General features: G+C 45.0%; 23 protein-coding genes and 3 pseudogenes. 6 read left to right on the forward strand and 20 right to left on the reverse strand.

Going from position 1 to position 25,092, the window contains the following annotated elements; translation table 11 throughout:
• Positions 1-100 precede the first annotated feature (100 nt).
• Both GZH47_RS00005 and GZH47_RS00010 read left to right on the forward strand, forming a co-directional pair.
• A complete protein-coding gene (locus GZH47_RS00005; RefSeq protein ID WP_162637938.1) occupies positions 101-805 on the forward strand; it encodes a S1 family peptidase in 705 nt (234 codons plus the stop codon).
• A 388-nt stretch (positions 806-1,193) separates the two neighbouring features.
• A pseudogene (locus GZH47_RS00010) lies at positions 1,194-2,457 on the forward strand (IS110 family transposase).
• A 415-nt stretch (positions 2,458-2,872) separates the two neighbouring features.
• On the opposite strand, the gene GZH47_RS00015 reads toward GZH47_RS00010, so the two are convergent.
• From GZH47_RS00015 to GZH47_RS00040, 6 genes are all read right to left on the reverse strand, one after another.
• Positions 2,873-3,208: a hypothetical protein gene (locus tag GZH47_RS00015; protein WP_162637939.1), complete on the reverse strand. Its 336-nt coding sequence runs from the start codon at positions 3,206-3,208 to the stop codon at positions 2,873-2,875.
• Complete coding sequence (locus GZH47_RS00020; RefSeq protein ID WP_162637940.1) at positions 3,205-3,570, reverse strand: hypothetical protein; 366 nt, start codon at positions 3,568-3,570, stop codon at positions 3,205-3,207. Before GZH47_RS00020 ends, GZH47_RS00015 begins: the two co-directional genes overlap by 4 nt.
• A gap of 178 nt (positions 3,571-3,748) precedes the next feature.
• Positions 3,749-4,537, reverse strand: coding sequence for a sugar phosphate isomerase/epimerase family protein (locus GZH47_RS00025; RefSeq protein WP_162637941.1), 789 nt, complete (start codon positions 4,535-4,537; stop codon positions 3,749-3,751).
• 110 nt (positions 4,538-4,647) lie between these two features.
• Positions 4,648-5,208, reverse strand: coding sequence for a DEAD/DEAH box helicase family protein (locus tag GZH47_RS00030; RefSeq protein ID WP_162637942.1), 561 nt, complete (start codon positions 5,206-5,208; stop codon positions 4,648-4,650).
• Between the two features lie 287 nt (positions 5,209-5,495).
• Positions 5,496-5,852 carry a DUF6843 domain-containing protein gene (locus tag GZH47_RS00035; RefSeq protein ID WP_162637943.1) on the reverse strand — a complete coding sequence of 119 codons (357 nt, stop codon included), beginning with the start codon at positions 5,850-5,852 and terminating at the stop codon, positions 5,496-5,498.
• A gap of 270 nt (positions 5,853-6,122) precedes the next feature.
• On the reverse strand, positions 6,123-6,833 hold the full coding sequence (locus GZH47_RS00040; protein WP_318653432.1) for an HAD family hydrolase: 711 nt from the start codon (positions 6,831-6,833) through the stop codon (positions 6,123-6,125).
• 280 nt (positions 6,834-7,113) lie between these two features.
• Between GZH47_RS00040 and GZH47_RS00045 the strand changes: the two are divergent.
• Positions 7,114-7,790, forward strand: a pseudogene (locus tag GZH47_RS00045) (IS110 family transposase); the annotation flags it as partial.
• Positions 7,791-8,490: 700 nt separating this feature from the next.
• Here the strand turns inward: GZH47_RS00045 and GZH47_RS00050 are convergent.
• The 11 genes and pseudogenes from GZH47_RS00050 to GZH47_RS00100 all read right to left on the reverse strand — a co-directional run bounded on the left by GZH47_RS00050 (position 8,491) and on the right by GZH47_RS00100 (position 19,445).
• Positions 8,491-9,348, reverse strand: a complete 858-nt coding sequence (locus GZH47_RS00050; protein ID WP_162637945.1) for a hypothetical protein — start codon at positions 9,346-9,348, stop codon at positions 8,491-8,493.
• 56 nt (positions 9,349-9,404) lie between these two features.
• Complete coding sequence (locus GZH47_RS00055) at positions 9,405-10,481, reverse strand: sensor histidine kinase (protein ID WP_162637946.1); 1,077 nt, start codon at positions 10,479-10,481, stop codon at positions 9,405-9,407.
• Positions 10,482-10,483: 2 nt separating this feature from the next.
• Positions 10,484-11,176, reverse strand: coding sequence for a response regulator transcription factor (locus GZH47_RS00060; RefSeq protein ID WP_162637947.1), 693 nt, complete (start codon positions 11,174-11,176; stop codon positions 10,484-10,486).
• Positions 11,177-11,223: 47 nt separating this feature from the next.
• Positions 11,224-13,674 (reverse strand): annotated as a pseudogene (locus GZH47_RS00065) (heavy metal translocating P-type ATPase).
• A 63-nt stretch (positions 13,675-13,737) separates the two neighbouring features.
• On the reverse strand, positions 13,738-13,941 hold the full coding sequence (locus GZH47_RS00070; RefSeq protein WP_162637948.1) for a cation transporter: 204 nt from the start codon (positions 13,939-13,941) through the stop codon (positions 13,738-13,740).
• Between the two features lie 16 nt (positions 13,942-13,957).
• On the reverse strand, positions 13,958-14,287 hold the full coding sequence (locus tag GZH47_RS00075; RefSeq protein WP_162637949.1) for a metal-sensitive transcriptional regulator: 330 nt from the start codon (positions 14,285-14,287) through the stop codon (positions 13,958-13,960).
• 390 nt (positions 14,288-14,677) lie between these two features.
• A complete protein-coding gene (locus tag GZH47_RS00080; protein WP_162637950.1) occupies positions 14,678-15,394 on the reverse strand; it encodes an SDR family oxidoreductase in 717 nt (238 codons plus the stop codon).
• Positions 15,395-15,630: 236 nt separating this feature from the next.
• The gene (locus GZH47_RS00085) at positions 15,631-16,497 is read right to left on the reverse strand and encodes an SDR family oxidoreductase (RefSeq protein WP_162637951.1); all 867 of its coding nucleotides are present in this window, start codon (positions 16,495-16,497) and stop codon (positions 15,631-15,633) included.
• 91 nt (positions 16,498-16,588) lie between these two features.
• Positions 16,589-17,005 (reverse strand): Rrf2 family transcriptional regulator, encoded by a 417-nt coding sequence (locus GZH47_RS00090; protein WP_162637952.1) that lies wholly within the window; start codon positions 17,003-17,005, stop codon positions 16,589-16,591.
• Positions 17,006-17,112: 107 nt separating this feature from the next.
• Positions 17,113-17,832, reverse strand: coding sequence for a 3-ketoacyl-ACP reductase (locus GZH47_RS00095; protein ID WP_162637953.1), 720 nt, complete (start codon positions 17,830-17,832; stop codon positions 17,113-17,115).
• Between the two features lie 488 nt (positions 17,833-18,320).
• A complete protein-coding gene (locus tag GZH47_RS00100; protein ID WP_162637954.1) occupies positions 18,321-19,445 on the reverse strand; it encodes an NADH-dependent flavin oxidoreductase in 1,125 nt (374 codons plus the stop codon).
• 279 nt (positions 19,446-19,724) lie between these two features.
• Between GZH47_RS00100 and GZH47_RS00105 the strand changes: the two genes are divergently transcribed.
• Positions 19,725-20,864 (forward strand): zinc-dependent alcohol dehydrogenase, encoded by a 1,140-nt coding sequence (locus GZH47_RS00105; protein WP_162637955.1) that lies wholly within the window; start codon positions 19,725-19,727, stop codon positions 20,862-20,864.
• A gap of 473 nt (positions 20,865-21,337) precedes the next feature.
• Here the strand turns inward: GZH47_RS00105 and GZH47_RS00110 are convergent, their stop codons facing one another.
• The 3 genes from GZH47_RS00110 to GZH47_RS00120 form a co-directional block, all read right to left on the reverse strand.
• Positions 21,338-22,099, reverse strand: a complete 762-nt coding sequence (locus GZH47_RS00110) for an SDR family NAD(P)-dependent oxidoreductase (RefSeq protein WP_162637956.1) — start codon at positions 22,097-22,099, stop codon at positions 21,338-21,340.
• A gap of 438 nt (positions 22,100-22,537) precedes the next feature.
• On the reverse strand, positions 22,538-22,807 hold the full coding sequence (locus GZH47_RS00115) for a DUF1871 family protein (protein WP_162637957.1): 270 nt from the start codon (positions 22,805-22,807) through the stop codon (positions 22,538-22,540).
• A gap of 246 nt (positions 22,808-23,053) precedes the next feature.
• On the reverse strand, positions 23,054-23,419 hold the full coding sequence (locus GZH47_RS00120; protein WP_162637958.1) for a winged helix-turn-helix transcriptional regulator: 366 nt from the start codon (positions 23,417-23,419) through the stop codon (positions 23,054-23,056).
• Positions 23,420-23,545: 126 nt separating this feature from the next.
• On the opposite strand from GZH47_RS00120, the gene GZH47_RS00125 reads away from it, so the two are divergent.
• Together GZH47_RS00125 and GZH47_RS00130 are read left to right on the forward strand one after the other, a co-directional pair.
• On the forward strand, positions 23,546-24,436 hold the full coding sequence (locus tag GZH47_RS00125; protein ID WP_162637959.1) for an alpha/beta fold hydrolase: 891 nt from the start codon (positions 23,546-23,548) through the stop codon (positions 24,434-24,436).
• Positions 24,433-24,942, forward strand: coding sequence for a dihydrofolate reductase family protein (locus GZH47_RS00130; protein WP_162637960.1), 510 nt, complete (start codon positions 24,433-24,435; stop codon positions 24,940-24,942). Before GZH47_RS00125 ends, GZH47_RS00130 begins: the two co-directional genes overlap by 4 nt.
• The last annotated feature ends 150 nt before the right edge of the window (positions 24,943-25,092 follow it).

A 25,092-nucleotide genomic window follows, 5' to 3' on the forward strand; every position in this document is an offset into this window, starting at 1 on the left:
CAAAATAATAAGCCACTTAGGAATGGAGTTGTTTTTCGATGACATCCACAATTAGCGAAACTGACATTGATCCACAAAGTTTGTCAAGTGTTCACCTTCAATGTTTTTTAATGAAGTCTTTCTTGCAGACGCGACAGGATTCATAGTTGAATTTGAAAAACAAAATTATATTGTTACAAATTGGCATGTAGTATCAGGAAAAAATGCCGATACGAATGAGCTATTAAGCCCAAAAACCGGTGCCATTCCTAATAAAATTAAGGTTTTGCACCATTCTAACCACATCTTCGGAGAGTGGGCAGAGGACGAAGTATATTTGTATGATAATCAGGGCGATAGGCGTTGGATCGAACATCCAAACGGTCAATTGGTTGATGTTGTTGCAATTCCTTTTACACCTAATGATCTGATAAGGGTCTTCCCCTTAGATATGGCATTAGTGAACACTGATGTAGTAATGCGCCCAGCCATGTCAGTCTCAATCATTGGATTCCCCTTTGGATTATCCTCGACTGGTTGGCCCATTTGGAAGACTGGTCATATCGCATCTGACCCAATTGTTGACTACGACGGGCGCAAAATGTTTCTTATCGATGCTACAACAAGAGGAGGGATGTCAGGATCCCCCGTTTTCCTAAGGATATCGAGTGGGTATACTACATCAGCTGGCCATCATTTAATCGGAGGTCCTCTGGTAACTAAATTTCTTGGTGTATACTCCGGAAGAATTAGGGATGATATTGAAATTGGTAGGGTGTGGAAACCAGGTGCAATGGTTGAGGTTTTTCTTTATGGAAGTAAGTAAGGTTAACGATCTATTGCAATGTATAAATATGCAATAATGATTTTCCGTGCTGTGCATCGGTTTAAACGTTTCCTGGGAGTTATTGAAGCAAGTTCTTGTCTTAAAAAAATTATTGACGTATATTCTTGTCGCAATCTCACGACAAGAATATACGTCAATAACTAGTTTAAACATTGTAGCTGCAATCTTTTCAATTCAAGTATATTCATGTCGCTACACAGCCGATCAGGTGTCCGGCTGCCGTTACGACTACATTCAACTTTAGTTTCCCGTTAGAATTCCTGTAAAACGAATAATTTGGCGTTTGAACAAAAACGAGCGCCTCGGTACGATGGGGTTACGCACGAGGTCAAAAGCCTCAAAAAGCCCATCAGGAGGTCGCTCTACTATGAATTTTAAAACACAGGATAAGCAAAATCAACGCATTGAAAACATTACCGTTTCTCACCTTGTCGTCGGCGTAGATATCGCCCAGGAAGTTCATGTGGCCCGCGCCGTTAGCTTCCGAGGCATTACACTGGGAACTCCACTCGAGTTCGGTAACCACCGTGAAGGATTCATGTTGTTCGAACGTTGGATTCAGGATCTGCTCAAAACCCACAAGCTGAGCAACGTCATCATTGGCATGGAGCCCACTGGCCACTACTGGTTCAACCTAGCTCGATGGCTTGTCGCTCAAAGCATGGAAGTTGTTCTGGTTAACCCCCACCTCGTCAAAAAGAACAAGGAAAACCGAGACAACACCCCGTCTAAAAGCGATCGCAAGGATGCTCGTCATTGCAGATATGATCAAAAACGGGTATTACTCACCCGTTCGTTTCCATCCGGAAGCCTACGAGGAACTGCGCATTCTCATGGCAAACCGAGAGACGGTTACCAAACGACTTAACAGCGCGGTTAATCAGCTTCATCGCTGGGTAGACATTGTCTTTCCCGAGCTCCGTCAGGTCTTTAAAATCCTTACCTGCACCAGTGCAATCGCAACGCTTAGAACCTTTCCTCTGCCGAGTGAAATCAGTCGGTTAAGCACGGAACAGATCCTCGACGGTTGGAAGCAATACGTGAAGCGCCATGCTGGCGTAAAACGTGCTGAGTTGCTCATTTCACTTGCAAAATCTAGCGTTGGCACCACCAAGGCACTCCATGCTTACAAACTTCATCTGGAACAGTTGCTTGAAGAATACGACCTGGCCCAGCGCCAACTTGAACAGATTGAACGCGAGCTCCATCTCATTCTTGAACACATTCCTTACGCACAGAAGCTGCTTGAAATACGGGGCGTGAGTGCAACGAGTTTAGCTGGTGTGCTTGGTGAGGCCGGTGATTTAAGTGGCTATTCGCACGGCAATGCGTTGCTTCGACATGCCGGGTTGAATCTAGCTGAGGCGAGTTCGGGGAAGTGGCGAGGCAAGCTGGTTCTTAGCAAACGAGGTCGGCCACGTCTGCGCCATTTCCTCTATCTCATGACGATGTGTATGGTCATGACAAACCCGGAAATCAGGGCTTTGCACCGTTACAACGTGGAGAAAAAGAACCTGAAGAAGATGAAATCCATCATGAAGTTATGTAGTAAAGTAGCGCGTTTGCTAGTCGGTTTAGCAAAAAGCAGTGAGACTTACGATTCAACTCGAGTTTTCTCTCAGGCAGCTTAAGATCGCTCGAATCCTCACAGCTCATGCATTCGCAGGATGACAAGAAGCACGGAGTATCGGGAGACGTTACGCAAAAGGGCTCGGACCCGTTCCGTTAGAAAAACCGACCTCCACCCTTAGTTAGATGTGACGAAGGAATGAAAGGGCTATGACCCGTTGAGACATGGAGCGAGAAATCGCTAAGGCGAAGTGGAGACGTGCGTAAATGGAACAATGTGGGTGAAGCTTTCCTCACCTTTATTTACGAATGCCCTTTTCATTTCATCCGAGCAATAAGCTCCAGCATATCTTCTTCTTTCATTCTCATCTAAGGGTGAAATCCTGCGAATTCATGAGTCTGAGTGAGGAAACTGAATCATTTCGAGGGAGCTTAATCGTGGTCCGTAATTCCGTTAATCCATAATTCGGAATGTGGCTATTCTTTAGATATCGTTCCAACAACTTTTTTTGTATTGCCATCTACAAATATCACATGATTTTTATCAAACGTTACTTTATACAAATTTTCTATTTCTTTTGGCTCAGCACCTTCAGGAATGGAATATTCATTAATCATTTCATCGAATTTAATTTTTGTTACTTCTGCATTTTTCCATACCAGATTTAATTGTTGCTTATCTTGATTGGAAATACTGTTCCATGCTACTTCACGAATAGCATTCATATCAACCGATTTTGAATTGACGTTAGAACAGCCGATTGCGAGGGTCATCGACAACACTAAAAGAACTAAAATATAAATTGCTTTCACGCAATACCTCCAATCCCCAATGCTTGGCATTGAATTATAAACGTTGGGTTAAGTAGCAATGTTGCGTTATTCTGCTCGTTAGGTTTAACTAAAAATGGAGCAGCTGCCGTTGGTAAACCGCTCCAAGATACGTTTTCGAAAGCTGCTTCCGGATATCTAAGCCCATTTATGCATTCGTACATATCCCGTTTACAGTCTCGATTGAAGTATTCGCGCCGAACAACTTCTTCAGAAGAGAGTAGGAATACAACTCTGTTATACTCCGAAATTCTTTGCAAGATCTCTACGGAAAAAAATCCATCTACAATGATTTTTTTGCTATCTGCATTACCCGAAAGACTAATGAGATGAGCAATTACCATATCTGTTTGCTCTTTAAAAGTTTCATCTAGCCACTCAGAATATTCAGCAGGAGGTCAAATTAACATCAAAAATCCATTCAACTTATTATTTCAGAATACTGCCCGTTAGTTGAATGAAGGCAGCTGATCATTTTCACTGACCAGCTGCCTTCGTGTTTTGTTGAGCTATCGTTCCCCTTTAGTTCAATTGAAGTGTTAATGATTCCAGCCTTATTGCTCGTTCAAATGCGGTTTCTAAAAACTGTTTAGCTGATAAAGCCTCGTAATCCCAGTTCATCGCCTCAATTGCAATCGCTCCCGAATAACCCGTCTCTGCAATTTTTTTCATGGTTGTAAACCAATCGACCGTACCATCAAAAGGTAACCCGTGTTCAGAATGACTTCCGTTATTATCATGTAAATGAAGAGCCATTAAGCGAGATCCGTACATGGATAATATATCAATATCAGAATTATTGCGGTAGTGATGCCCACAGTCATAACAAAATCCGATACGGCGGGAATCGACTTGATTTAGCACATAAGCCAAATTAGCAAAGTTCTTTACATTCTCTAGCGCGACGTTGATACCAAGTTGTTCAGCTTTTTCGGCGATTCTCTTAACTCTATCCAATCCTAATGCGGTATAAGGATAGTCATCTTTAGGTAAGTGCACTACCATTGTCGGAATTTCGTATTCGACGCAATCCGTAACACATTGCAAATAACAATCGTAAACGGATGACCCAGCCAAGTCGTCTGACCAGAGACTATTTTGATTATGGACTGGTACGTGGATGTTTTCTATGAATAGACCCGCTTCCCGCGCAAGTTGTGGCCCATTAAGATAATCGCCGCTACCAAAACAGTCACGACCAAAGCCATCACTCCACCATAATAAGATGCCTTCAAATCCGACTTCTTTAATTAACCGATAGCGTTCTTTAACGGTCAAGTTATATCCAAACCAATCGTAAATAGTAATCATGCGTCTCTTCCTTTCTGATTTCTTCAGTATACTGAATATACTGAATTTCATAAGTAGGACTGCTGCCGCGGCAGTCTGCTCCTCCAATCGTGAATTTTCCGTTCTAAACGTTAGCGTAATTCAAACTTTTCTTTAATACTAATAGCAACTTCCTCTGGTGTCAGATTTGTATTATTGATTTTAAGAAAATGCTCTTTTTTAATTTCACCTTCGTAAGAGTTTAATCTATGGTTTTTTGCTGCGATTCTCATTCTGTGTTCTGATTCTTCAACGTTCCTTTTTGAAGGTTTGTGTTCTAGCCTATTGTGGGTTTTGTTACGTTCAATTCTTTCATTAAAATCAGCCTCAAGCTCTACAAAATAAACTTCTCCGCCGTTTCTTTCAAAAATATCGCTTACGCTCTTTACGTATTCCCAGTCTTCCTGTGAATCAAATGACCACACAAAAGTGAATATCAAGCCGTTCAAATTGCTGTTCGAAACTGCTTCAAATATTTTTTGACGAAATAAATTTGATAACTCCCACATTTCAGGGCTAAATCCTAAAATCGGACTAAGTAATTCAATCGTCATATGATTATGAAAAAGCTTTAATTCCGTTATTTCTTCTAACTTTTGTCCAACTGTCATTTTCCCAACTGCCTGTGGTCCGAATATTAATATTAACTTCATAAGCTTCCCCTCACCCTACCAATTAGGAAGTATTTTCCTATTTTAATTCTATCTTTAACTCAAGTATCCTGCCGATCTGTTGAGCAAAGGCAGAGAATTATTGATACGTCTACCTTCATGTTTCTGTGGGCTATCTGCATCTCAAGTTATTTCTTGGTGTGCATTGAACCGAGAGTAATTATGAATATTTACTCTCCCCCAACACTAAAATCCTCACTACACTTTGTTTTGTTAATTTTCAGATAGTTATGTCGTGTGATGTTTGCACCAATCTCGGATGAACCATTTCATCTAACATTGACACAAAGTGTATCTATTGGAGTTCGCTTCCCTTCATGACTGACATAGAAATATTGGTCGGTTACTAACCCGTATTCCATATCAGGATTAGAGGTGTTATATGTTCCATCAATTCCAATTGGAATTACATCATACTTACCTTCCTTTTCTAGAGCTGGTGCACCTTGAACATTATAATTCACTTGAATATCGCCCTCAAAGCCCTCAGGGATTAGGTAAATATCATTCGTTGAAGAGGACTTGGTGAACCCTAACCCAGCAATAGCAATAATCCCAAATACAGTTATGACTCCAAGTAGTATTGTGATAATATTTACGCCAGCATATTTCCGATTCTTTATCATACATCACCAAGCTCCCATCTTCTCCATCTAATCAAGGATTATATCCCACTTCTCTGTTGTTGATTAGTTCTAACTTTTGTAGTACTCCCCTTCCATAAGGTTAATTGTTAGAGCTCAGAAAAAACAGCCGATTGCCACCACGCAATCCTGACCAAGCTCAATAAAAAGGAGCAGTTGCCACGGCGGCAAACTGCTCCGGTTGCTCTGAACTAACGTTTCCCGTTAGCGTAAAACCGTCCGCTGATTCATCCGTAAGCATCCTACGGGTGTTCAGAATAACTTCTTTAACTCTTCAACCCTTAGATCGTCAAAATCGAAAAAAATTAAATCTGACTCTTCCATATTTTCCTGTACATGGGGTAACCCCTTAAAACCAAAGCACTTCATCCCTGCTTTCTTTGCCGCAATTTTCCCGTTTTCAGAGTCCTCAATTACCACGCATTCTGCAGGCTCAACGGAAATCTTTTCACTCGCCAGTAAAAATATTTGCGGATCGGGTTTGGAAGTAAGCACTTCTTCATCGCACACCACTTCATCAAAAAGTGAATGGAGCTGAAAAAATTCAAGCACTGCATTCATTCTCTTTTTTGAGGCACTTGTAGCCAAAGCGGTTTTTATTTGATTAATCTTCAATTCGTGAAGAAAGTCTTTTACGCCTCGAATCGGCTCTATTCCTATATAAAGCTCTATTTCCCTATCTTGATCGTAACTGTTAATTAATACGGAAATATCGTGCGGCAGATGATACTCTTCTTTAACCCTTGCCCAAAACTGGCGCGAACTTAAGCTGCCCCATTTCTTAATCTCCTCTATCGTCAAGTTGCATCCAAATTTATTGGCTGCCTCACATAACAGCTGATAAGCAACTAAGTGAGAATCAATTATGACTCCATCCATATCAAAAATAATCGCCTTTATGACACTTCCCCCTCGGTTTATACTCCATGTTAGAGCTGACCTCGTATCACAAATTTTATATATATATAATTCGTGCCTTCGATTAAGCTATCCTGCCCGTTCGTATTATGAGGTCACCAGATCTTTCTGGTCGATCTCTTTTTTGTATGGTCGTAAGATAGCGGTAGCCGGGGATCGAACGATTCTGCCCGTGGGACTTGGATCCCGAGAGCTATTCCGTTCATCCCCCCTACTTGTTCAACCATGTTTAGGCTGGTTGGGACGTTGATCCCGTATCACATGCGATAGTGTGGAAGACAAGAAGGTTAGGGGTTACCGGTGAATATACTTCGGGAGTGATGTTATGAATCCAGTCATTGGTGTAGATGTGTCTAAAGGAGAAAGCCACGCACAAGCCTTTTTAGACCGTGGAGTACCTCATGGGAAGATCTTTAGGTTTAATCATGATCTTGAAGGGTTAGAAGCTTTTCTTAATTATATTAGGGGAGTCGAATCAGCTGCAGAGGTGCGCCCCACCATTGTAATGGAAGCAACGGGCCATTATCATAGCCCCATTGTTCAGTTTCTGGATGAGCATCAGTATCTATACATCGTCATTAATCCGTTAATCTCATATGAAGCCAAAAAACGAATCTGAGACGGGTCAAGACGGATGCTGCTGATGCCTATCAACTTGGGATGCTATTTTATAAAGAAGAGTTTGAACCCTTCAAAAAACGGGGTCAGCATCTCATGAATTTACGCTATCTTACACGTCTGCATGAATCTTTAACGGGGATGTATGTTCAAGCAAAACTGCAATTTCAGGCTATTCTGGATCAAGTTTTTCCCGAATATCATGGCGTGTTTGGTGACCTTTATTCAAAGGTGTCTCTTCGATTTCTGGCCTTACACCCGACGTCAAAAGAGGTCCTAGAAATGTCAGAGCAGGGAATTTCAACAAAGATCCACCGAATCATTGGGCGAGGTAAATCCGCCTCATGGTGTCTGGAACGTGCTCATATTCTAGTGGCTGCAGCAATCGTTATTGCTTGTGTAAACAAACTCATCCACTGGATTTTTGCCATCTTGACTTCAAAAGAAGCATTTCGATTAGAGTAAGTAGCATGGAATAGAATCAGATGAAATTTCTTCCTGTGCCAACAGGGACGGTTATTTGTCATACCCTTTTTTAAGTATAACATCTCAAAAATCTTCTATTAATAATTAAATATTGACAAGCTATTAGCTGGAATAGCTTAATCGATCTTGACGCGGGAATCGGTATATAATTTTGTCGAGTTTCAGCAATCGGTACAAATTCTTGAGAAATGATTCTTTCAAGAATTTGTACAGATAACCGAGAAAACCGTTAATTGCACTGCACTAATCGGTACATGTTTTTAAGATCCGACACGTGCGACAAAAAACTGACGCCTAACGCATATACTGGCACCGATTATGTAGGTATTTTTGTTTCTATGGCGTATAATGTTGGAGGATTTGTGCTTTTTTAGATGACACAAATTCCCCTTCATACATAAATAAAAAGCTTGATTTCTCAAGCTTTCATAAAAGTAATTTTGAGGGTGGATTTGTGTCCTTGGACAAGAATTGCTTGCATTCGGCGATCGCCACTCTCATGAAGCTGGCGCATGTATGGTTGGACACCCTTAGCTTGAACAGTCAGTAAATCAATTAAAAACATTGGGCTAAATGACAGCGAGGCTACCTTGGCTAATTATGGTACTTTTACAACAAATGGAACCGTAAAGACCTTTCCATTTTGTTGGAATTGCCCCCAGATCTTATACACGCCGCTGTGAGGGAACGATGTCATGAACTTAGCATCTGGTCCAGATGACTTTTCATCAGTCGGATGTACGTGCAAATACTCGCCGCCCTCTTGATTCAAAATAACGACGTGACCTACGGCACCAAGGTAGGGTTGCAAATCCGAAATCGGATCCTTTGTTTGAGCATCTTTAATAGAGAAGTTCAAATTCAACTCCATATTTGCCATAACATGATCCAAGAAAAGTGTTACTTCCTTTCCGTCGACTACCTTTGTTAGCGAAGTATCCGGTACAATTGGTTTTGCTGCTGGCGGTGTGCCTTCTACTGTGATCCACTGACTTTTACTCATTGCACCAATACCAGTTGGAGCAAAGTCGGATATAATCTCATATTCCCCTCCTGAAGGAAATTGAGTCGACACCGTAAACTCGCCATTTCCTTTATACGCCGGATGGATGTGATTAAAGAACGAAAGATCTTTGCTTACGATAATCATATGCATCTGCTTTTCATGGTTCACATCAAACTTATCAATAGCCTTACCGTCTTTGTCTTGAACATGAACAGATATCGTTGTTTCCGAATTCGGCTGCGGTTTATCATTGGAAAGCATAAACATCGCCTTCACGCTTTCCGCTTGTGATTGATCCGCTGCAGGCGCCATATCCATGTTTCCGGTAGGATGGTGCATTTCAGAGCTCTTATCGCCGTTCATCTTCCCAGAGTGATTCATCCCGCCCATATTCCCACATGCTGATAAAATTGCGGCTGATAACAATAATGTAATTGCTGCTTTCTTCATGTTTCCCTCCTGCAAATCAATTCTCTTCTCTAGTATAGAAATCACTTGTGTAGAACTTATGTTGATTTCGGCAAATTAATTTTAATTGATGTTCCCATATCTAACCGACTGTATATTTCGACGGTCCCATTGTGCGCATCGACCAGTTTTTTTACGATAGTTAGTCCTATACCGCTTCCTCCCGATTTTCGATCTCGAGACTTGTCCGCACGATAAAATCGCTCAAATACAAAAGGGAGTTCACTTTCATCGATACCAATTCCCGTATCGGTTATAGCGATCTGAATTGCTTCACTGCGTTCCTTTATTTCAATCTTTACTTCACCTTTACTTGGAGTGAATTTCAAGGCATTACTGAGTATGTTCACCATGATTTGACCAAAACGAAGTCTGTCAATAAGAGCGATGCACAGTGCTTCGCAATGAAACAGAAGCCGCACATCTTTTTTCTTAAATTCCGATTGATAGGTGTCGATGTAATGTTGAACAATGGAGCCTATATTCTCATTTTGCAGTTTAAGCTTAAAATTAGGTGACTCCACTTCCGTCAATTGCTCTAGATCACCAACCAAGAAACGAAGCCTTTCTATTTCATCAAAACATGACTCTAAGCGTCTAGGTGTCGGCTCCCAAACGCCTTCCATCATCGCTTCCATATGACTTTTAAGTGTCGCAAGAGGAGTTCTAAGCTCGTGGGCAACATCTGCTGTCATCGTTTTACGAAGCTGCTCTTGAAGTAAGAGTTGTTCTGCGAGATGATTTAGTGAAATGCCGAGGTCGGCTAATTCGTCATTTCCTTTAACTTCTGTTCGTGAGGTTAGCTCCCCTTTTGCCATCCGTTCAGCAACGTTCTTCATTTGAACTAACGGTGAAGTTATCCGTTTGGCCACAAATAGACTTATGATAACAGCGAGAATAATACCCAGGATAGCTATTAACAATACTGACTGAATAAGTGCCTGCTCAAAGTGGTCATTAAATGATTTTGAAATCATATTCATATCCTTAGCTTGGCGCTGAAACATAGCAAGGTGGTAGTGCGCTTCAAAAATGAAAGTAATTGTGGAGATAAGCAGGACACCTGATGCAATACCTATACATGCAATCGAAATCCGAGCATATAGTCCTCTCATGTTCATACTCCTCCGGTAAAACGATATCCTACTGCAAATACGGTCGTTATATACTGCGGATTTTTGGAATCCGATTCAATTTTCTGACGAAGGTTTTTCACATGTTGATCGATTGCTCGCGAATCTCCTTCAAAGTCGAAGCCAAGCACCTTAACAATTAGTTCTTCTCGTGAAAATGTCCTTCCTGGGTGCCGAGCAAACGCTAGCATCAGTTTGTATTCATTCGGCGTAAGACTTACTTGTTTACCTGCTTTGCTTACTTCATGTTTTGAAGGCTGGATAACAAGATCTCCATCTCCAAACGAAATCGTCTCTGCCAGCAATGTATCATTTTGTGTACGCCGAAGATTCGCCTTCACTCTTGCTATTAATTCACGCGGGCTGAAGGGCTTTAGCACATAGTCATCTGCGCCAAGCGATAGCCCTTTAATACGATCGTCCTCAGCTATCTTAGCTGTCAACATAATAACCGGAATTGCAGAGAATTGTCGGATGGATTTGCAGACTTCTTCTCCTGAGAGATCCGGCAGCATCAAATCTAAGATGACGAGATCAATTTTTACACCGGATCTCACCATTTTTAGCGCCTTACCACCAGTATCGGCTTCTAATGTTTGGAATCCATCCATGTGCAAATAAGAAACAACGACTTCACGTATTTTTTCTTCATCGTCAACCATTAGAATCGTCTTCATAAACACCTCAAAATTCATTATGAAATTCAGTGATTGCAGTAAAAGCATTAAGGCTTCAACCGCTGCAGACGCAAGGCATTCAATACGACTGAAACTGAACTTAGCGCCATTGCAGCACCAGCTACCCAAGGTGCAAGGAGTCCAATTGCAGCGATAGGAATCCCTAGCGCATTATAGCCAAGTGCCCAGAACAAATTTTGCTTGATGTTAACCATTGTTTTACGGCTAATAAATATGGCCTCTACAATACTATTGAGATCACCGCGCATAAGCGTAATATCTGCTGCCTCCATCGCTATATCCGTGCCGGTACCGATTGCGATTCCAACATCTGCAGTAGCGAGTGCAGGTGCATCATTAATCCCATCTCCAACCATCGCTACTTTCCTGCCGTTTGCTAGGAGTTTCTTTACTTCCGCTGCTTTGCCCTCTGGAAGCACTTCGGCAAAAACAAGATCAATCCCAACTTGTTCGGCAATCGCAGCCGCAGTACGTTTATTGTCGCCAGTAATCATAATGATCTCGATACCCATTTGTTTCAATTTCATGATCGCATCTTTAGAGGTCTCTTTAATCGTATCGGCAACTGCGAGTACGCCCATATAAAATCCATTAATCGCAACTAGCATAGCGGTCTTACCCTCTGCCTCAAAACGCTCCATTACTTCTTCGGCACTTCCAATTTCGATGCTTTCTCGTAGCAATAGCTTTCGTGTACCTACCAACACTTCATTTCCTGAAACTCTGGCACGAATCCCATATCCGGGAATTGCTTCAAAATGCTCTGTTGCTTCAAGCAGAATCCCTTTTGCCACAATTCCAGTTACAATTGCTTCAGCAAGAGGATGTTCTGATTGTTTTTCGGCTGATCCGATTAACCGAAGTATTTCCGACTCTTCCATACCCGAGACCTGCACGTCCGTCAATTCCGGTTTTCCCTTCGTGACAGTACCGGTTTTATCCAGAATTATTGTTTGTACCTTTTGTAGTGATTCCAGATGTTCTCCGCCTTTAAACAAAATCCCAAACTCTGCCGAACGTCCCGAGCCTGCCATTATTGATGTCGGCGTTGCAAGACCTAGTGCGCATGGGCAAGCGATAACAAGAACGGCAATGGATTTTTCCAATGCGGAAGCAAACTCTCCTGGCGAAAGGAAAAAATACCAACCAATGAAGGTAAGCAATGCAATCCCTACAACAATTGGAACGAAGATGCCGGAAATCGAATCTGCAATCCGTTGAATCGGAGCTTTGGATCCCTGCGCTTCTTCGACCACTTTTATGATCTGTGCAAGTGCTGTTTCTTTTCCTACACGGTTAGCTTTCAATCGCAGGGATCCATTTTTATTAAGTGTAGATCCTATTACAGAGTCACCTGTTCGCTTTTCAACCGGTATACTTTCACCGGTTAACATGGATTCGTCAACAGCGGAATGACCTTCAAGAACCTCACCGTCAACCGGTATCTTCTCCCCTGGTTTAACAACCACGATGTCACCAATTACTACATCATCTATTGGAACCGCGAGCTCTTGACCATTTCTAACCACAATGGCTGTTTTGGCTTGCAAGCTCATCAGTTTTTTTATTGCTTATGATGTGCGCCCCTTTGCCAATGACTCGAATAATTTCCCTAAAATGATTAAAGTAATTAATATCGCACTCGTTTCAAAATACATATCCGGTGCATGAAGAGCATGTTCGGAACTCGCCCAGTTTAATGTTAAATACAAGCTATAGAAGTAGGCAGCAGATGTACCCAATGCAACTAGCACATCCATATTGGCACTCTTATTACGAAGTGCTTTAAATGCCCCAATATAAAACTGACGACCTATGATGAATTGTACTGGAGTTGCTAAAACGAGCTGCAGCCAAGGATTCATGAACACCTTTGGAACATAAATCCAAGACGTAAACGAAAAATGAGCAACCATAGCCCAAAGGAGTGGGATTGAAAGGCATGCGGATACAAGAAGTTGAATTTTCTTTAAACGAATTTCCTTTGTCTTAAAATCCTCTTCGGCTGCCTGATCTTTACGGATTGCTTGATAGCCGAGTTGTTCAACTTTCTTGATCATATCAGTGATTGAAATTTCTTGTGAATGGAACTCAACATACGCGGATTCCAGAGCAAAATTAACAACGGCACTGCTTATGCCAGGCAATTTGTTTAAACCCTTCTCGATCCGGTTGGCACACGCTGCACACGTCATCCCTACCAAATGGAAGTCGACTTCATCTTTAACTGTACTGTATCCAAGATCATCAATTTTTTTCTCCATAACCGATACATCCACTTTTTTGGGGTTATATGTGATAGACGCCTTTTCTAGCGCAAAATTGACATTTACATCGTCTACTCCCTCCAGTTTTTTAAGTCCCTTCTCGATCCGATTGGCGCATGCCGCGCAAGTCATGCCTGTTATTTGGAAAGTCGTTTGCTGCTGCTCTGCTTGTTTTTCCAACGTGATCACCTCATCTTCACCATACCCCATGGGGGTATATTATAATCAAAAAAATTTTTACTGAGAAGGAGCTGCTGTGCAGCTCCCTATTCTTTAATTTTTGATGTCGTACCCTTGTTCCTCAATCGCTTCTTTTATCTCATCCAGCGACACTTTTGATTCTTCATACTCCAAAGTAACCAGTCCGGCATTCAAATCAACCTTACCAGTCGCTCCAAGCTTCTTGACGGCACCTTCAACAGAATTTACACAATGACCGCAAGACATACCTTCAACTTTCAGAATAGCTGTTTGCATAGGATTTCCCCCATTATTATTTAATTAATTTATTCACAGTAATCATGAGTTCTTTAACAACTTCATGATCACCCTCTTGAATACGCTCGATCACACAGGTGTTCATATGCTGTTCGAGAAGCAATTTCCCTACACTGTTTAATGCGGATTGGACCGCTGAAATTTGATTTAATACGTCGTCGCAATAAGTATCTTTCTCAATCAAACCCTTCAAACCTCGGATTTGACCTTCGATACGATTTAACCGCGAAATGAAGTTGTTTTTTACTTTATCGGAATGGTGACTCTTTCGTTCATCGGCGCCAGTATGGCAATAATCATTATGTTCGTTATTTGGTTGATCCATAACTCTCAGCCCTCCTTGTATCAAAGGATACCATACCCCCATAGGGTATATCAAGAGGGCTGTTGACTAAAATTTAGCTTTCTCAAAAACAGATTTTCAATAAATATCACTTAACTTCTGTCGTTTAGTTTGCTTTCTCCATCCATATGCCGTTATTCCTCTAGGTTTATACAATGAAAGGACTGTAGCAACGAGCAAAGCGATTAACGCTGCTCCGGATATGATAACGAGTTGTATTTGAATATGATGATCAGAGCTTGATAACGCTGACTTGGCTTCGTTTTATTGAATATATTGGTTAAATCTTTTTTGAAAAATAGGCCATGAACTCTACTCGCGTAGATATTCATGACCTTTTCAGTGCATCTTATTATGTTTTACGTACTGAGTTTAGGACAGAAGCGCCCCGCCCTCAATCAAGATAACGGAGCCAGTGGTGAATCCGTTTTTCGCAAGGTAAACATAAGCTTCGGCAATATCTTCCGACTGCGCGATCCGTCCGACAGGCAATTGGCGCGCAATGGCGTTGAACATGGATTTCCGGTCTTCCTCCGGCATACCTGCATAGACAGGCGTATCTACGATTCCGGGAGAAACCACATTGACCCGAATCGGGGCAAGATCCACCGTCAATCCCCGCATTAAACCCTCCAACGCCGAGTTGATCGCAGCCAGCGTGGATGCCCCCTTCGGAGGCCGTTTGCCGTAAACGCCGGAAGTCAAGGAGATGGAACCTTCTTGGTTCAAATAGGGGATAGCCGCTTTAACGGTGATATACTGGCCCCAGAACTTGCTGTCGAAGGCAGTTTGCGCCTGTTCAACCGGCAATTCGCGGAACTCACCCATCGCGCCTTCGCCAGCGGTGATCACCAAGTGATCAAACTTGCCAACCTTTTCGAAAAACTCCGCGGCTTTCTCTTCACTCCGAAAATCCAGCTCGTAAGCTTCAACATTCCCGCCAAGCGTTTGTTTGGCTTCCGAAAGCTTGGCAGCGGAACGGCTTGCGATAACTACCTTTGCCCCTTCTTCCAGAAATGCCTTGGCAGTCGATAATCCAATACCTGATGTGCCTCCTACGACTATGACTCGCTTCTCTTTCAAAGACATTCGGATAGCCTCCCTATTTTCCGATTAATGATAAGCCCGCTCATTTTGCTTTGGAATGGCGGTATATACGCTTCTAAGCGATTTAACAGCATGGATAGTCCAATAAGGAACTCGAAGCATGCCACGGGCGATCGCCAACATTCTCCAGACTTTCCATACACGCATAAAAAAGAATCCACCCCTCCGGTCGCAAGACCTTCGGGAACAATGGAACAACCTCTGTTTCGCACGCTCCATTAAGCCTGAATTTCGTTTACGATTTGACGTAGACCCTCTTCGAGTGACGTGGCCGGACGTCCAAGCAGCTTCTTAAGGTCATTGCTCTCGACTTCCAATGCGCCATCGCGAATTGCACTCTGAATTCCAACCAGAATCGGAACGACCGGTTCTGGAACACCTACGCTGCTCATTATGCTGGCATAAGTTTCGTCATCCACTTGTTGAACGGGAACTTCCCGGCCCAAGACATCGGCAAGGACAGAAGCTAGCTCTTCTTGTGTAACAAGTTTGCCGGACAGCTCATACACGGAATTCTCATGGCCAACACCCGCCAGTACGGCTGCAGCTGCCTGTGCATAATCGCGTCGAGCCGCCCAGCCTACTTTGCCGGATTCCGCCGAAGTCAACCAAGGTGCTCCTCCAAGGACTGCTTGAATGCTGCTAGTCTCGTTCTCCAAATACCAGTTGTTGCGCAATAACGAATAAGGAATCCCCGAATTTCTGATGGCTTCCTCAGTGGCACGATGCACCGGCGCAAGGAATATCGTGTTCTCGCTAGCGTTTACTAAACTGGTATAAGCAATGAAACCGACATTAGCGCGCTTAGCAGCCGCTACTGCCGCAGTATGCTGGCGAGTCCGAGTTTCGTTGTCGCCGTCCGTGGAAACGATCAAGAGGCGGTCGATACCTGCGAACGCTTTATCTAGCGTATCCGGCTGTTCAAAATCCCCAAGTCTTACATCAATGCCGCGAGCTCGAAGGCTCTCCGCTTTCTCCGGGTTGCGAACGCTGACTGCAAGATCCTTAGCCGGTACGGTTTCCAATAACGTTTCTACTACAAGTGATCCCAATTTCCCAGTTGCGCCTGTCACCAAAATTTTCATCGTATTTCCTCCTAGTATGAATCAATAATCACAGTCGTTATAACAACTCCGGTTACAACGAGGACATAAAAAAAGCTCTAAGAGCTTTTTTTTACACAAACTGAGAAGCTAGCTGGTTTAAGTTCACTTGAGCCAACCTTTGTTCCATCGCGGTTTGGGCTTCCTTCATTTCCGAACGAAGAGCCGCTTCAATATTCCGGCCAACAGGGCATTGGGGATTAGGTTCATCGTGAAAATTAAACAGTTGACCGTCCTCGATGACTTCCACGGCGCGGTACACGTCCAGAAGCGTAATCTGATCGGGATCCTTCAGCAAGGAAGCGCCGCCCACTCCGAGACGAATGTCTACCAAACCAGCCTTCTTAAGCATCCCCATTATCCTGCGGATTATAACCGGATTCGTATTCACGCTGCCCGCTATGTAATCACCGGTACAATCTTTGGAGCTAAAGGCGATCAGAGAAAGGATGTGGACTGCAATGGAAAATCGGCTACTAATCTGTTTCACTCTAGCATCACCACCGTTGTAACCATTGTAGTTACTTCGTAATAGAATGTCAACTCATAACCCGGTCAAAGTTAATTTTCGAGTTTATGCCCCGTTAGATTCCAATCTTATTGAGGGTTGGTTGTCCAAATTCCAGCGGCTTTGACGAATACACGCTGTGGTAATTTTAAAGTCATCAGTATCAACTCTGCCACATCCTCCGGCTGCATCATCCGATCCTCTTCCCCTATTTTCAACCCTGCATTGGATGCCAGCTCGGTGTTAACGGTACTTGGTGTTAGGGCCGTTACCCGAATATTGGATTTGCGTACTTCCTGCATTAGGGATTCGGTCATTCCGATCACCGCAAATTTGGAGGCGCTGTAGGCGGAAGCAGTAGCGTTTCCACGCTCGCCGGCGGAGGAAGAAATATTAATAATAGAACCGCTGCTTTGTTTCAGCATGGCAGGCAGAACAGCACGAGTTACGTAGTAGGTCCCAAGGACATTCGTTTTGATGATATTCTCCCACACATCGGGATCCATATCGAGCAGTGTTCCGAACTGCGCGATTCCCGCATTATTAAGCAAAATATCGATGGACCCGAGTCTTTCGATCAAATTGGAAACGGCGGCGTCCACTTCAGCCTTAACAGATACATCAGCGGTTGCAATAAAAACTTTTATTCCATAAATCCGGGTCAATTCTGCCTGTAAGGACTCCAAGTCGCTGTTCGTTCTTGCTATTAAACCAAGCTGTACGCCTTCTGTGGCCAAAGCAATCGCTGTCGCCTTTCCGATTCCTTTCCCCGCTCCGGTAATAATTGCTGTCTTATTGTGCAATTCCATGAAGATCTCTCCCATTCAATCGTCTAATTAGTCCAACCACGATAAACTGAAAAAATGATTTTCAGTTTGTCTCTCGTGCAATAATATTTCCACACGTACCACTTTATTATTAGCGTCTGCTAATGTATTCTTAACATCTCGAATCGGATGTAGTCCTTGGCCGGTTTCCACTCTCCGTTCTTCCCCTTCCTCCCATAGTTACTTGTATATGAATATAGGGTGGAAATTCAGCCTTGACGGTTATCGCAGTCACGAAACTTTTCAATTTCTGTAAATACTACGGATCGTATATTCTTTCCATGCTTGGTTACTAAGGCTTCCCGGTGCATATGCTCATTCCGCCCCAAAAAACTTATACTTTCTATAATGTTAAAAAAGCCGCAATTTTCGCGGCCTTAGTATCTATGATCCGAACTGAAGATCGGCTTAATACAGGAGGCGTGACGGAAAATCCGGCAGCGGACGGGCAGCAAGCCGCGGCGAAGCATTCAATCCACTACCGGGAACCAGCCCGGCGCGCCCATGATGCACCGCCAGAGCGGATCCGGGATGATCAGCCGGCGCTGGTCGTGTTTGCTGAGCGTCGTTGCGATCTCAGCCTCCCGGCCTTCAGCTACCTTAGCGACCCAATCGGGCTCCATGATCAGCTCGCGGCCGAGGGCAACCAGCGCCGCGCCCGTCAGCAGCGCCTCCAGCGCTTCCTCGGGCGTATGCACGGAGCCGACGCCGATGACGGGCGTCCGTCCGCCGGCCGTATCCACAATCCATTGCAGCCGCGACTTACTTTCGTCCGCCCCGACCCGCGGTTTGGACGAGAAGTCCATGAGCGACACATGGAGGTAGTCCAGCTCCAGGCCCGCGAGCACGTCGACCAACTTCAACGTGTCATCCATCGTGATGCCATTCTCCTCCGGTTCTTCCGGCGAGAAGCGGTATCCGACGGCAAACGGCCGATTGGCATGCTCGGCGACGACCCGCTTCACCTCGTCCACCACTGCAAGCGGAAACGTCAGCCGTTTCGTCAGATCCCCGCCCCAGCGGTCGACGCGGCGGTTCGTATGCGGCGAGAAAAACTGCTGCAGCAGGTATCCGTTCGCGCCGTGAATCTCTACACCGTCGAAGCCCGCCTCAATCGCCCGCCGTGTCGTCTCCCCGAAGTCGCGCACGATGGCTTCGATCTCGTCATCCTGGAGCGGCCTTGGCCTGACATTCGCGTTCTGTTCCGACGGTACGTCGCTCGCGCTCACGATATCCCCGCCCGGTACCAACTCCGGCGGGCACAATCGCCCACCGTGGAAAATCTGCAGCAGCGCCACGGCGCCTTTTTCCTTGATCGCGGATGCAAGACGCCGCAGACCTGGGATCATGTCGTCGGTGTCGGCGCCGAACTCGCCGGCGAACCCTTTGCCGTTGCGGGTGACGTAGGTGCATGCGGTCACAACTATGCCGACGCCGCCGGCGCGGCGGATGTAATAGTCGACCTCGGTGTCCGACACCGTGCCGTCCTCATTTGACGACCAGTTCGTCATCGGGGCCATGACGATTCGATTGTCCAGCCGGATGCCGCTTCGCAGCGTAAAGTTTTCAAATAATGGCTTATATTTGGGGTTCATGCGTATGCCTCCTTGTGGATGATTACACCTATACTAGATTGTTCAATAACGGAAAAATCATGTAAAGATGAAATCAGCTAGAGATACGGTACGCCTTGTCCAATCGGGTACGGAAGCTGAGCGCGCATGAGCCGCACAACGAATATGTTTCCTTTCTTGTTCTTAGGCGCTTCGCGGCTGTCGAAAATACCGTATATCGAATGTATGAGCCTCACTCTCCAATTCCATAATAGAAGCCATGCATGCAAATTTAAGGCATGTCATAACAGGAGGGTGATTATGAAGGCTGTAACTTTCAATGGCGTGAAGAACATGCAAGTGAAGCAGGTCGCGGATCCGACGATTCAGAAAAAAGACGGGATTATCGTCAGGATCACCTCGACCGCCATATGCGGTTCCGATCTCCATATCTACCAGGGGGCGATTCAGGCCCAAAACGGATATGTGGTCGGACATGAACCGATGGGCATCGTCGAAGAAGTGGGCCCCGAGGTGACAAAGGTCAAAAAAGGGGACCGGGTCGTGCTCCCGTTCAATATCTCGTGCGGCAGCTGTCATTACTGCCAGCATGATATGGAGAGCCAATGCGACAACTCCAACCCTAATCCCCAAGTGGATACGGGAGCTTACTTTGGGTTTACCGAACGTTACGGGAATTATTCGGGCGGACAAGCCGAATTGCTTTACGTGCCGTACGGCAATTTCATGCCTCTCGTTATTCCGGAGTCATGCGAATTGGAGGATGAGAAGCTTCTGTTCCTGTCCGACGTGTTGCCGACGGCCTATTGGAGCGTGGACAACGGCGGCGTGAAGCAGGGAGATACGGTGGTGGTGCTCGGTTGCGGCCCCGTCGGCTTGATGGCACAAAAATTCGCCTGGATGAAAGGAGCCAAACGGGTCATTGCGGTCGACAATCTCCCATACCGGCTGAACCATGCCAAAAAAATGAATAACGTCGAAATCTTCAACTTTGAAGATTACAAAGACATGGGGCTGCATATCAAAGAAATAACGAGCGGGGGTGCGGATGTCGTCATCGATTGCGTCGGAATGGACGGCAAGAAGACCCCATTGGAGGAGGAAGAGCAGAAGGCCAAGCTGGTTGGCGGAACGCTCAGCCCGATCAACATCGCGATGAATGCGGTGCGGAAATTCGGCACGATTCAGATTACGGGGGTATATGGGTCTAAATACAATCAGTTCATGTTCGGAAACATTTGGGAACGAAACGTAAAACTGACTATGGGACAGGCGCCCGTGATTCATTACATGCCGATGCTGTATCAAAAAATTATGGCAGGCGAGTTCGATCCGACGGAAATCATCACGCATAAAGTACCGCTCGATCAGGCGCATAATGCGTACAACACCTTCTACAACCATGCGGACGAATGCATTAAATTCGTCCTGAAGCCTTAAATGATGGCATGAAAAAGAGGGGCTGTGCCATGGGTATTGTACCCTGTGGGACAGCCCCATGTGTTTAACGATTTTTCGTCAATATTAGCGAGACCAAGTTTCACCGTTAATCAACCGCGAGCGGTTAAATGAGGCTGTGCTCAAACCGCTTTCGCAGCTTGCAGGTGATAATGACAGACAAACGAACCTTTAATGGCAGGATACTCTAATGAAAGCGTTAGCATCGCCCTCTCAGATATCACCCTGCTTATGGAAGCGCTTCATCTTGAGGATGAGATTTGCCATCGGGAATGGGATCAAGTTCTTGTCATGTTACGGTGACACGAACTTGATCCCATAAGTTTAAAAATGCCAAGAGAGGCCGAAAACGGCTTCGTGCCATACTCTTTCGAGTGATGATTCCGTTGGTGGCTAAAAACACAACCTATCGCGCTTCTCCATAGTTGTTATTCTTTATTGTCCCGGTTAGACAACTATTGCTCAAATTCGACCGCCACCATCCGTTCTCCCGTCACTCCCTCCGCGTCCGGTGAAGCGAGGTAGATAATGGGTGCTGCCATAATTTCCGGCGTTAGCAGACGCGCCTGCTGGCCAAGTTCCTTGCGCAGTTCGTCCGGAATCATACCGGTCACCGTCGCCCCACCGGGAAGCAGCATATTGACTGCCACGCCATGTTCCCTTAGGTCTTCTGCCATGATATAAGAGAGCGATTCGGTTGCCGCGCGTGACGGACCGTAAGGCACGAAGCCTTTTCTTTTCATGGTTTCATAGTTCATTGAAATGTTGATAATGCGCCCCTTGCCCTGCTCGATCATAAGAGGCGCAAAAGCGCGGGCGACGAGGAAATAACCCGTCACGTTGGTGTCTATCAAATTCCGAAACCCTTCGGGCGTTACCTGGTAAAAAGGCTGAGGTTCGGTGAGAAAGCGGGGATTTACTGTCTTCATTCCGATCCCGGCGTTGTTCACCAGCACATCGAGTCCGCCCCATTCGCGGCGGACCCAACGGGCAGCTTCCTCTGCTGACTGCTCGGATCGCACGTCAAGCGGCAGGGCGTGCGCATCGTATCCTCTTTTTATAAAGCCGGCAACCGCTTGATCTAACTTATCACCCGCTCTAGAGGATACCGCTACCTTTGCCCCTTCCGCCAGCAGCGCTTCCGCCATCGCATAGCCCAAACCGCCGGACGATCCCGTAACGAGCGCCCGAATGCCTTCCAACCTTTTGTTCGTCATGTTATGTCACCCTTTCGTTCATACGTCTTTACTATCGCGCTCCCTATTTTACCCAACGTTTACAAATAACTTGCTCGAAAGACGATATCATTCCCAGTTGGGGTTATCCCTTAACGGTGTACCGAACGGGAATCGACGGTAACACCGAGCAGCCATTGTAGCTATTAGTTATCTAATCGACGGTCCCATCGGCGAACCACCGCGCCGAGAACATGCGGAGATAACCAGCCCGTTACCAGCGACCAAAAAGGACTCTTGTCGGAAATGTTACAAAGTTCTTGTCACCTATCAGGAATGTTATCAAGTTCTTGTCATTTCATTTTGACAAGAACTTGATAACATAAAACAAAAAAGCCGCAATTTATGCGACTCTGAATGTTACCATGTTCTTGTCATCCGACAGCTGCCGCTGCGTTTCCATTCAGCTATTTTTCCCAGTTAGTTTAATGATGGTTGGTCTAAAACTACCATAATTTTATTAGCAATGCCTTGATATTCACTGTGACTGATATTTAATTTACCATCAGGATAATACATTTCAAGAATTGTTTGCAGATAGCTGATAATGATTTCAGGATTTCTAGTCCTTCCACTCTGAATACATTTTAATATCTCAATTGATTCTACCCCATATATATTATTGGGTTTCAAACCGTAGGGGTCCCACTCTTCAATAATTTCTTTTAATTTCGTTATTAAAATCCCCATTCTGCTCCCCCTGGCCTATAATCTCATTTCCCTAAGCTTTCGGTGAAGTAATTAAATTATCCTGCCGGTTCCTTCAAAAGAAAACGGCACCCGATCGTTTGCCGGCTGCCGTTGTGTCTTCATTCAGCTATAGTTCCCCGATAGTTCAATGATGCAGCCTTGATACTTGACGAGGTTCCCGTTCTGTCTGTAAAGGCAAATTTTAAGGCCATCCTTGTTAGGATAGCCTCTGTTTGCTCTTGACAATCACATCACCTTTTCTGCTTCTTCCTCTGCCTTATCCGACTCTTTCCGTAGATATGCGCCATATTCCTGAGTCCACGTCCACATGGCAGCGAAAATCGGCTGAAGGCCCTTCCCGGCCGCCGTTAAATCGTATTCAACATGTAACGGCACGCCGGGGTACAACGTGCGTGTGACGAGCCCCTTCTCCTCAAGCAGGCGCAGCCGGTCCGTCAATGTTTTGGGGCTAATCGGATGCAACCTACGGCGCAATTCCCCGAACCGTCGGTTACCGTTAAACAACTCGAACAAGAGAAGGATCATCCACTTACTATCCAGTATTTCAAGAATCGGCTCGACCTTCCCAGGGCAAGATTGATCCATTTCCATTCACGATTCCTCCATAGTTCATTTTTTGAAACTATTGCACTTAAATGTAACTACTTTTCAAATGTACCATAGATCCAATATGATGTGAACCAGGGAAAGAAATAAATGGATAAGGAGTGAACAGCATTGAATAGACCGTTTCAAGTTGATCCAGCGGAATACCCGTTCAATGATCATTGGCTGCCTTACCGCGACGGACACATCCATTACCTCGATGAAGGTAGGGGACCGACAGTTCTACTTTTACACGGTAATCCTACATGGTCGTATCTGTATCGGAATGTGATCAAAGAGCTTCGCGGGGAGTTCCGTCTTATCGCTCCCGATTACCCCGGATTTGGGATGTCGAAAGCACCGAGTGGTTACCACTTTACGCCGCAAGAGCAATCGGAAGCCGTTCAAGCGATTATTCGCCATTTAGACCTAAAGGATTTTATATTAGTGGTTCAAGATTGGGGAGGACCGATCGGCATGGATTACGCGGTACAAAATCGGGCTAACTTGCGCGGAATCGTCGTTATGAATACTTGGGCATGGCCTGCAAAAATTTTGCCAATGAAGATGTTCTCGCTCGCAATGGGGGGATGGCCGATCGGGTATTGGCTTCAGACACGGCGCAATTTCTTCGCCAAAGTTATTGTTCCGCATGGCATATACCAGGCCGACAAAGTCACGGATAGCTTGCGCAAAGCTTATACCGACCCGTTCCCGACCCCGAAGTCCAGAAAACCGACATGGGTATTTCCGAGGAATATCCGCAAAGCACAGACATGGCTCGCCAGCATTGAATCGAAGTTGTCGAATTTGGCCGATTTACCCTCACAAATTTTATGGGGAACGAAAGACAGCGCCGGCTTTCCGCCGGAACAAATGGTTAAATGGCAAACCCATCTACCAATGAACGAAACCGAGATCCTCGAAGATGCCTCACACTATGTGCAAGAGGATCGTCCAGATCGGGTAGCGGCATCCATTCGAAAAATACTGAACAGAACACAAGGAGGAGTATTACAATGAAAACAATTTTATGGGCAACTTTAACCGCTAACGGCAATTATGCGCAATCCGGTCCTGAAAACCCACCGAAAAAAGAAGCAGTAGCAGACTTCGCAACACACGCTCAAGCTGCAGGGAATTTTATAGTCGGGCGGCGGACTTTCGAAGCTATGCGCGGGAATGGTGGTGCAGGACCCTTTGGCGAAGTGGATATCGTCGTAGTTTCGAAAAACGCATCAGTAATTCCGGGAGTAACCGTGGTGCGGTCGCCTCAGGAGGCCTTGAACTACTTGCAGCATAAAGGCCATCAAACCGCGCTCATTAGTGGCGGTGCCGATATCCATAATTCATTTCTAGGCCAAGGACTTGTAAACGAAGTGATTTTTAATGTGGCGCCTGTGTTGGAAGGTAAAGGGCTAAATCTTCTAATCGACAAAAATAACTACCAATATAAGCATGTAAGATTGCTAGACTGCAAGCCCCTCGGCGGCGACGTTATTCAACTGCGTTATGCGATTGACCGATAAAAGGTTTGTCGCATTCCAGATGTAGACAGGTTTTTGCTTCCCGTTGCGCAGCTACGCGTTCTCCTGCCCGTTACTTCAATAATAATTGGAGCCGTCACTAAGCAACTCGTATACGGAAAAAAGGTAATGTAGGAACATTGCCTTTAGCTA

Source organism: Paenibacillus rhizovicinus, assembly GCF_010365285.1.
GTDB lineage: Bacteria > Bacillota > Bacilli > Paenibacillales > Paenibacillaceae > Paenibacillus_Z > Paenibacillus_Z rhizovicinus.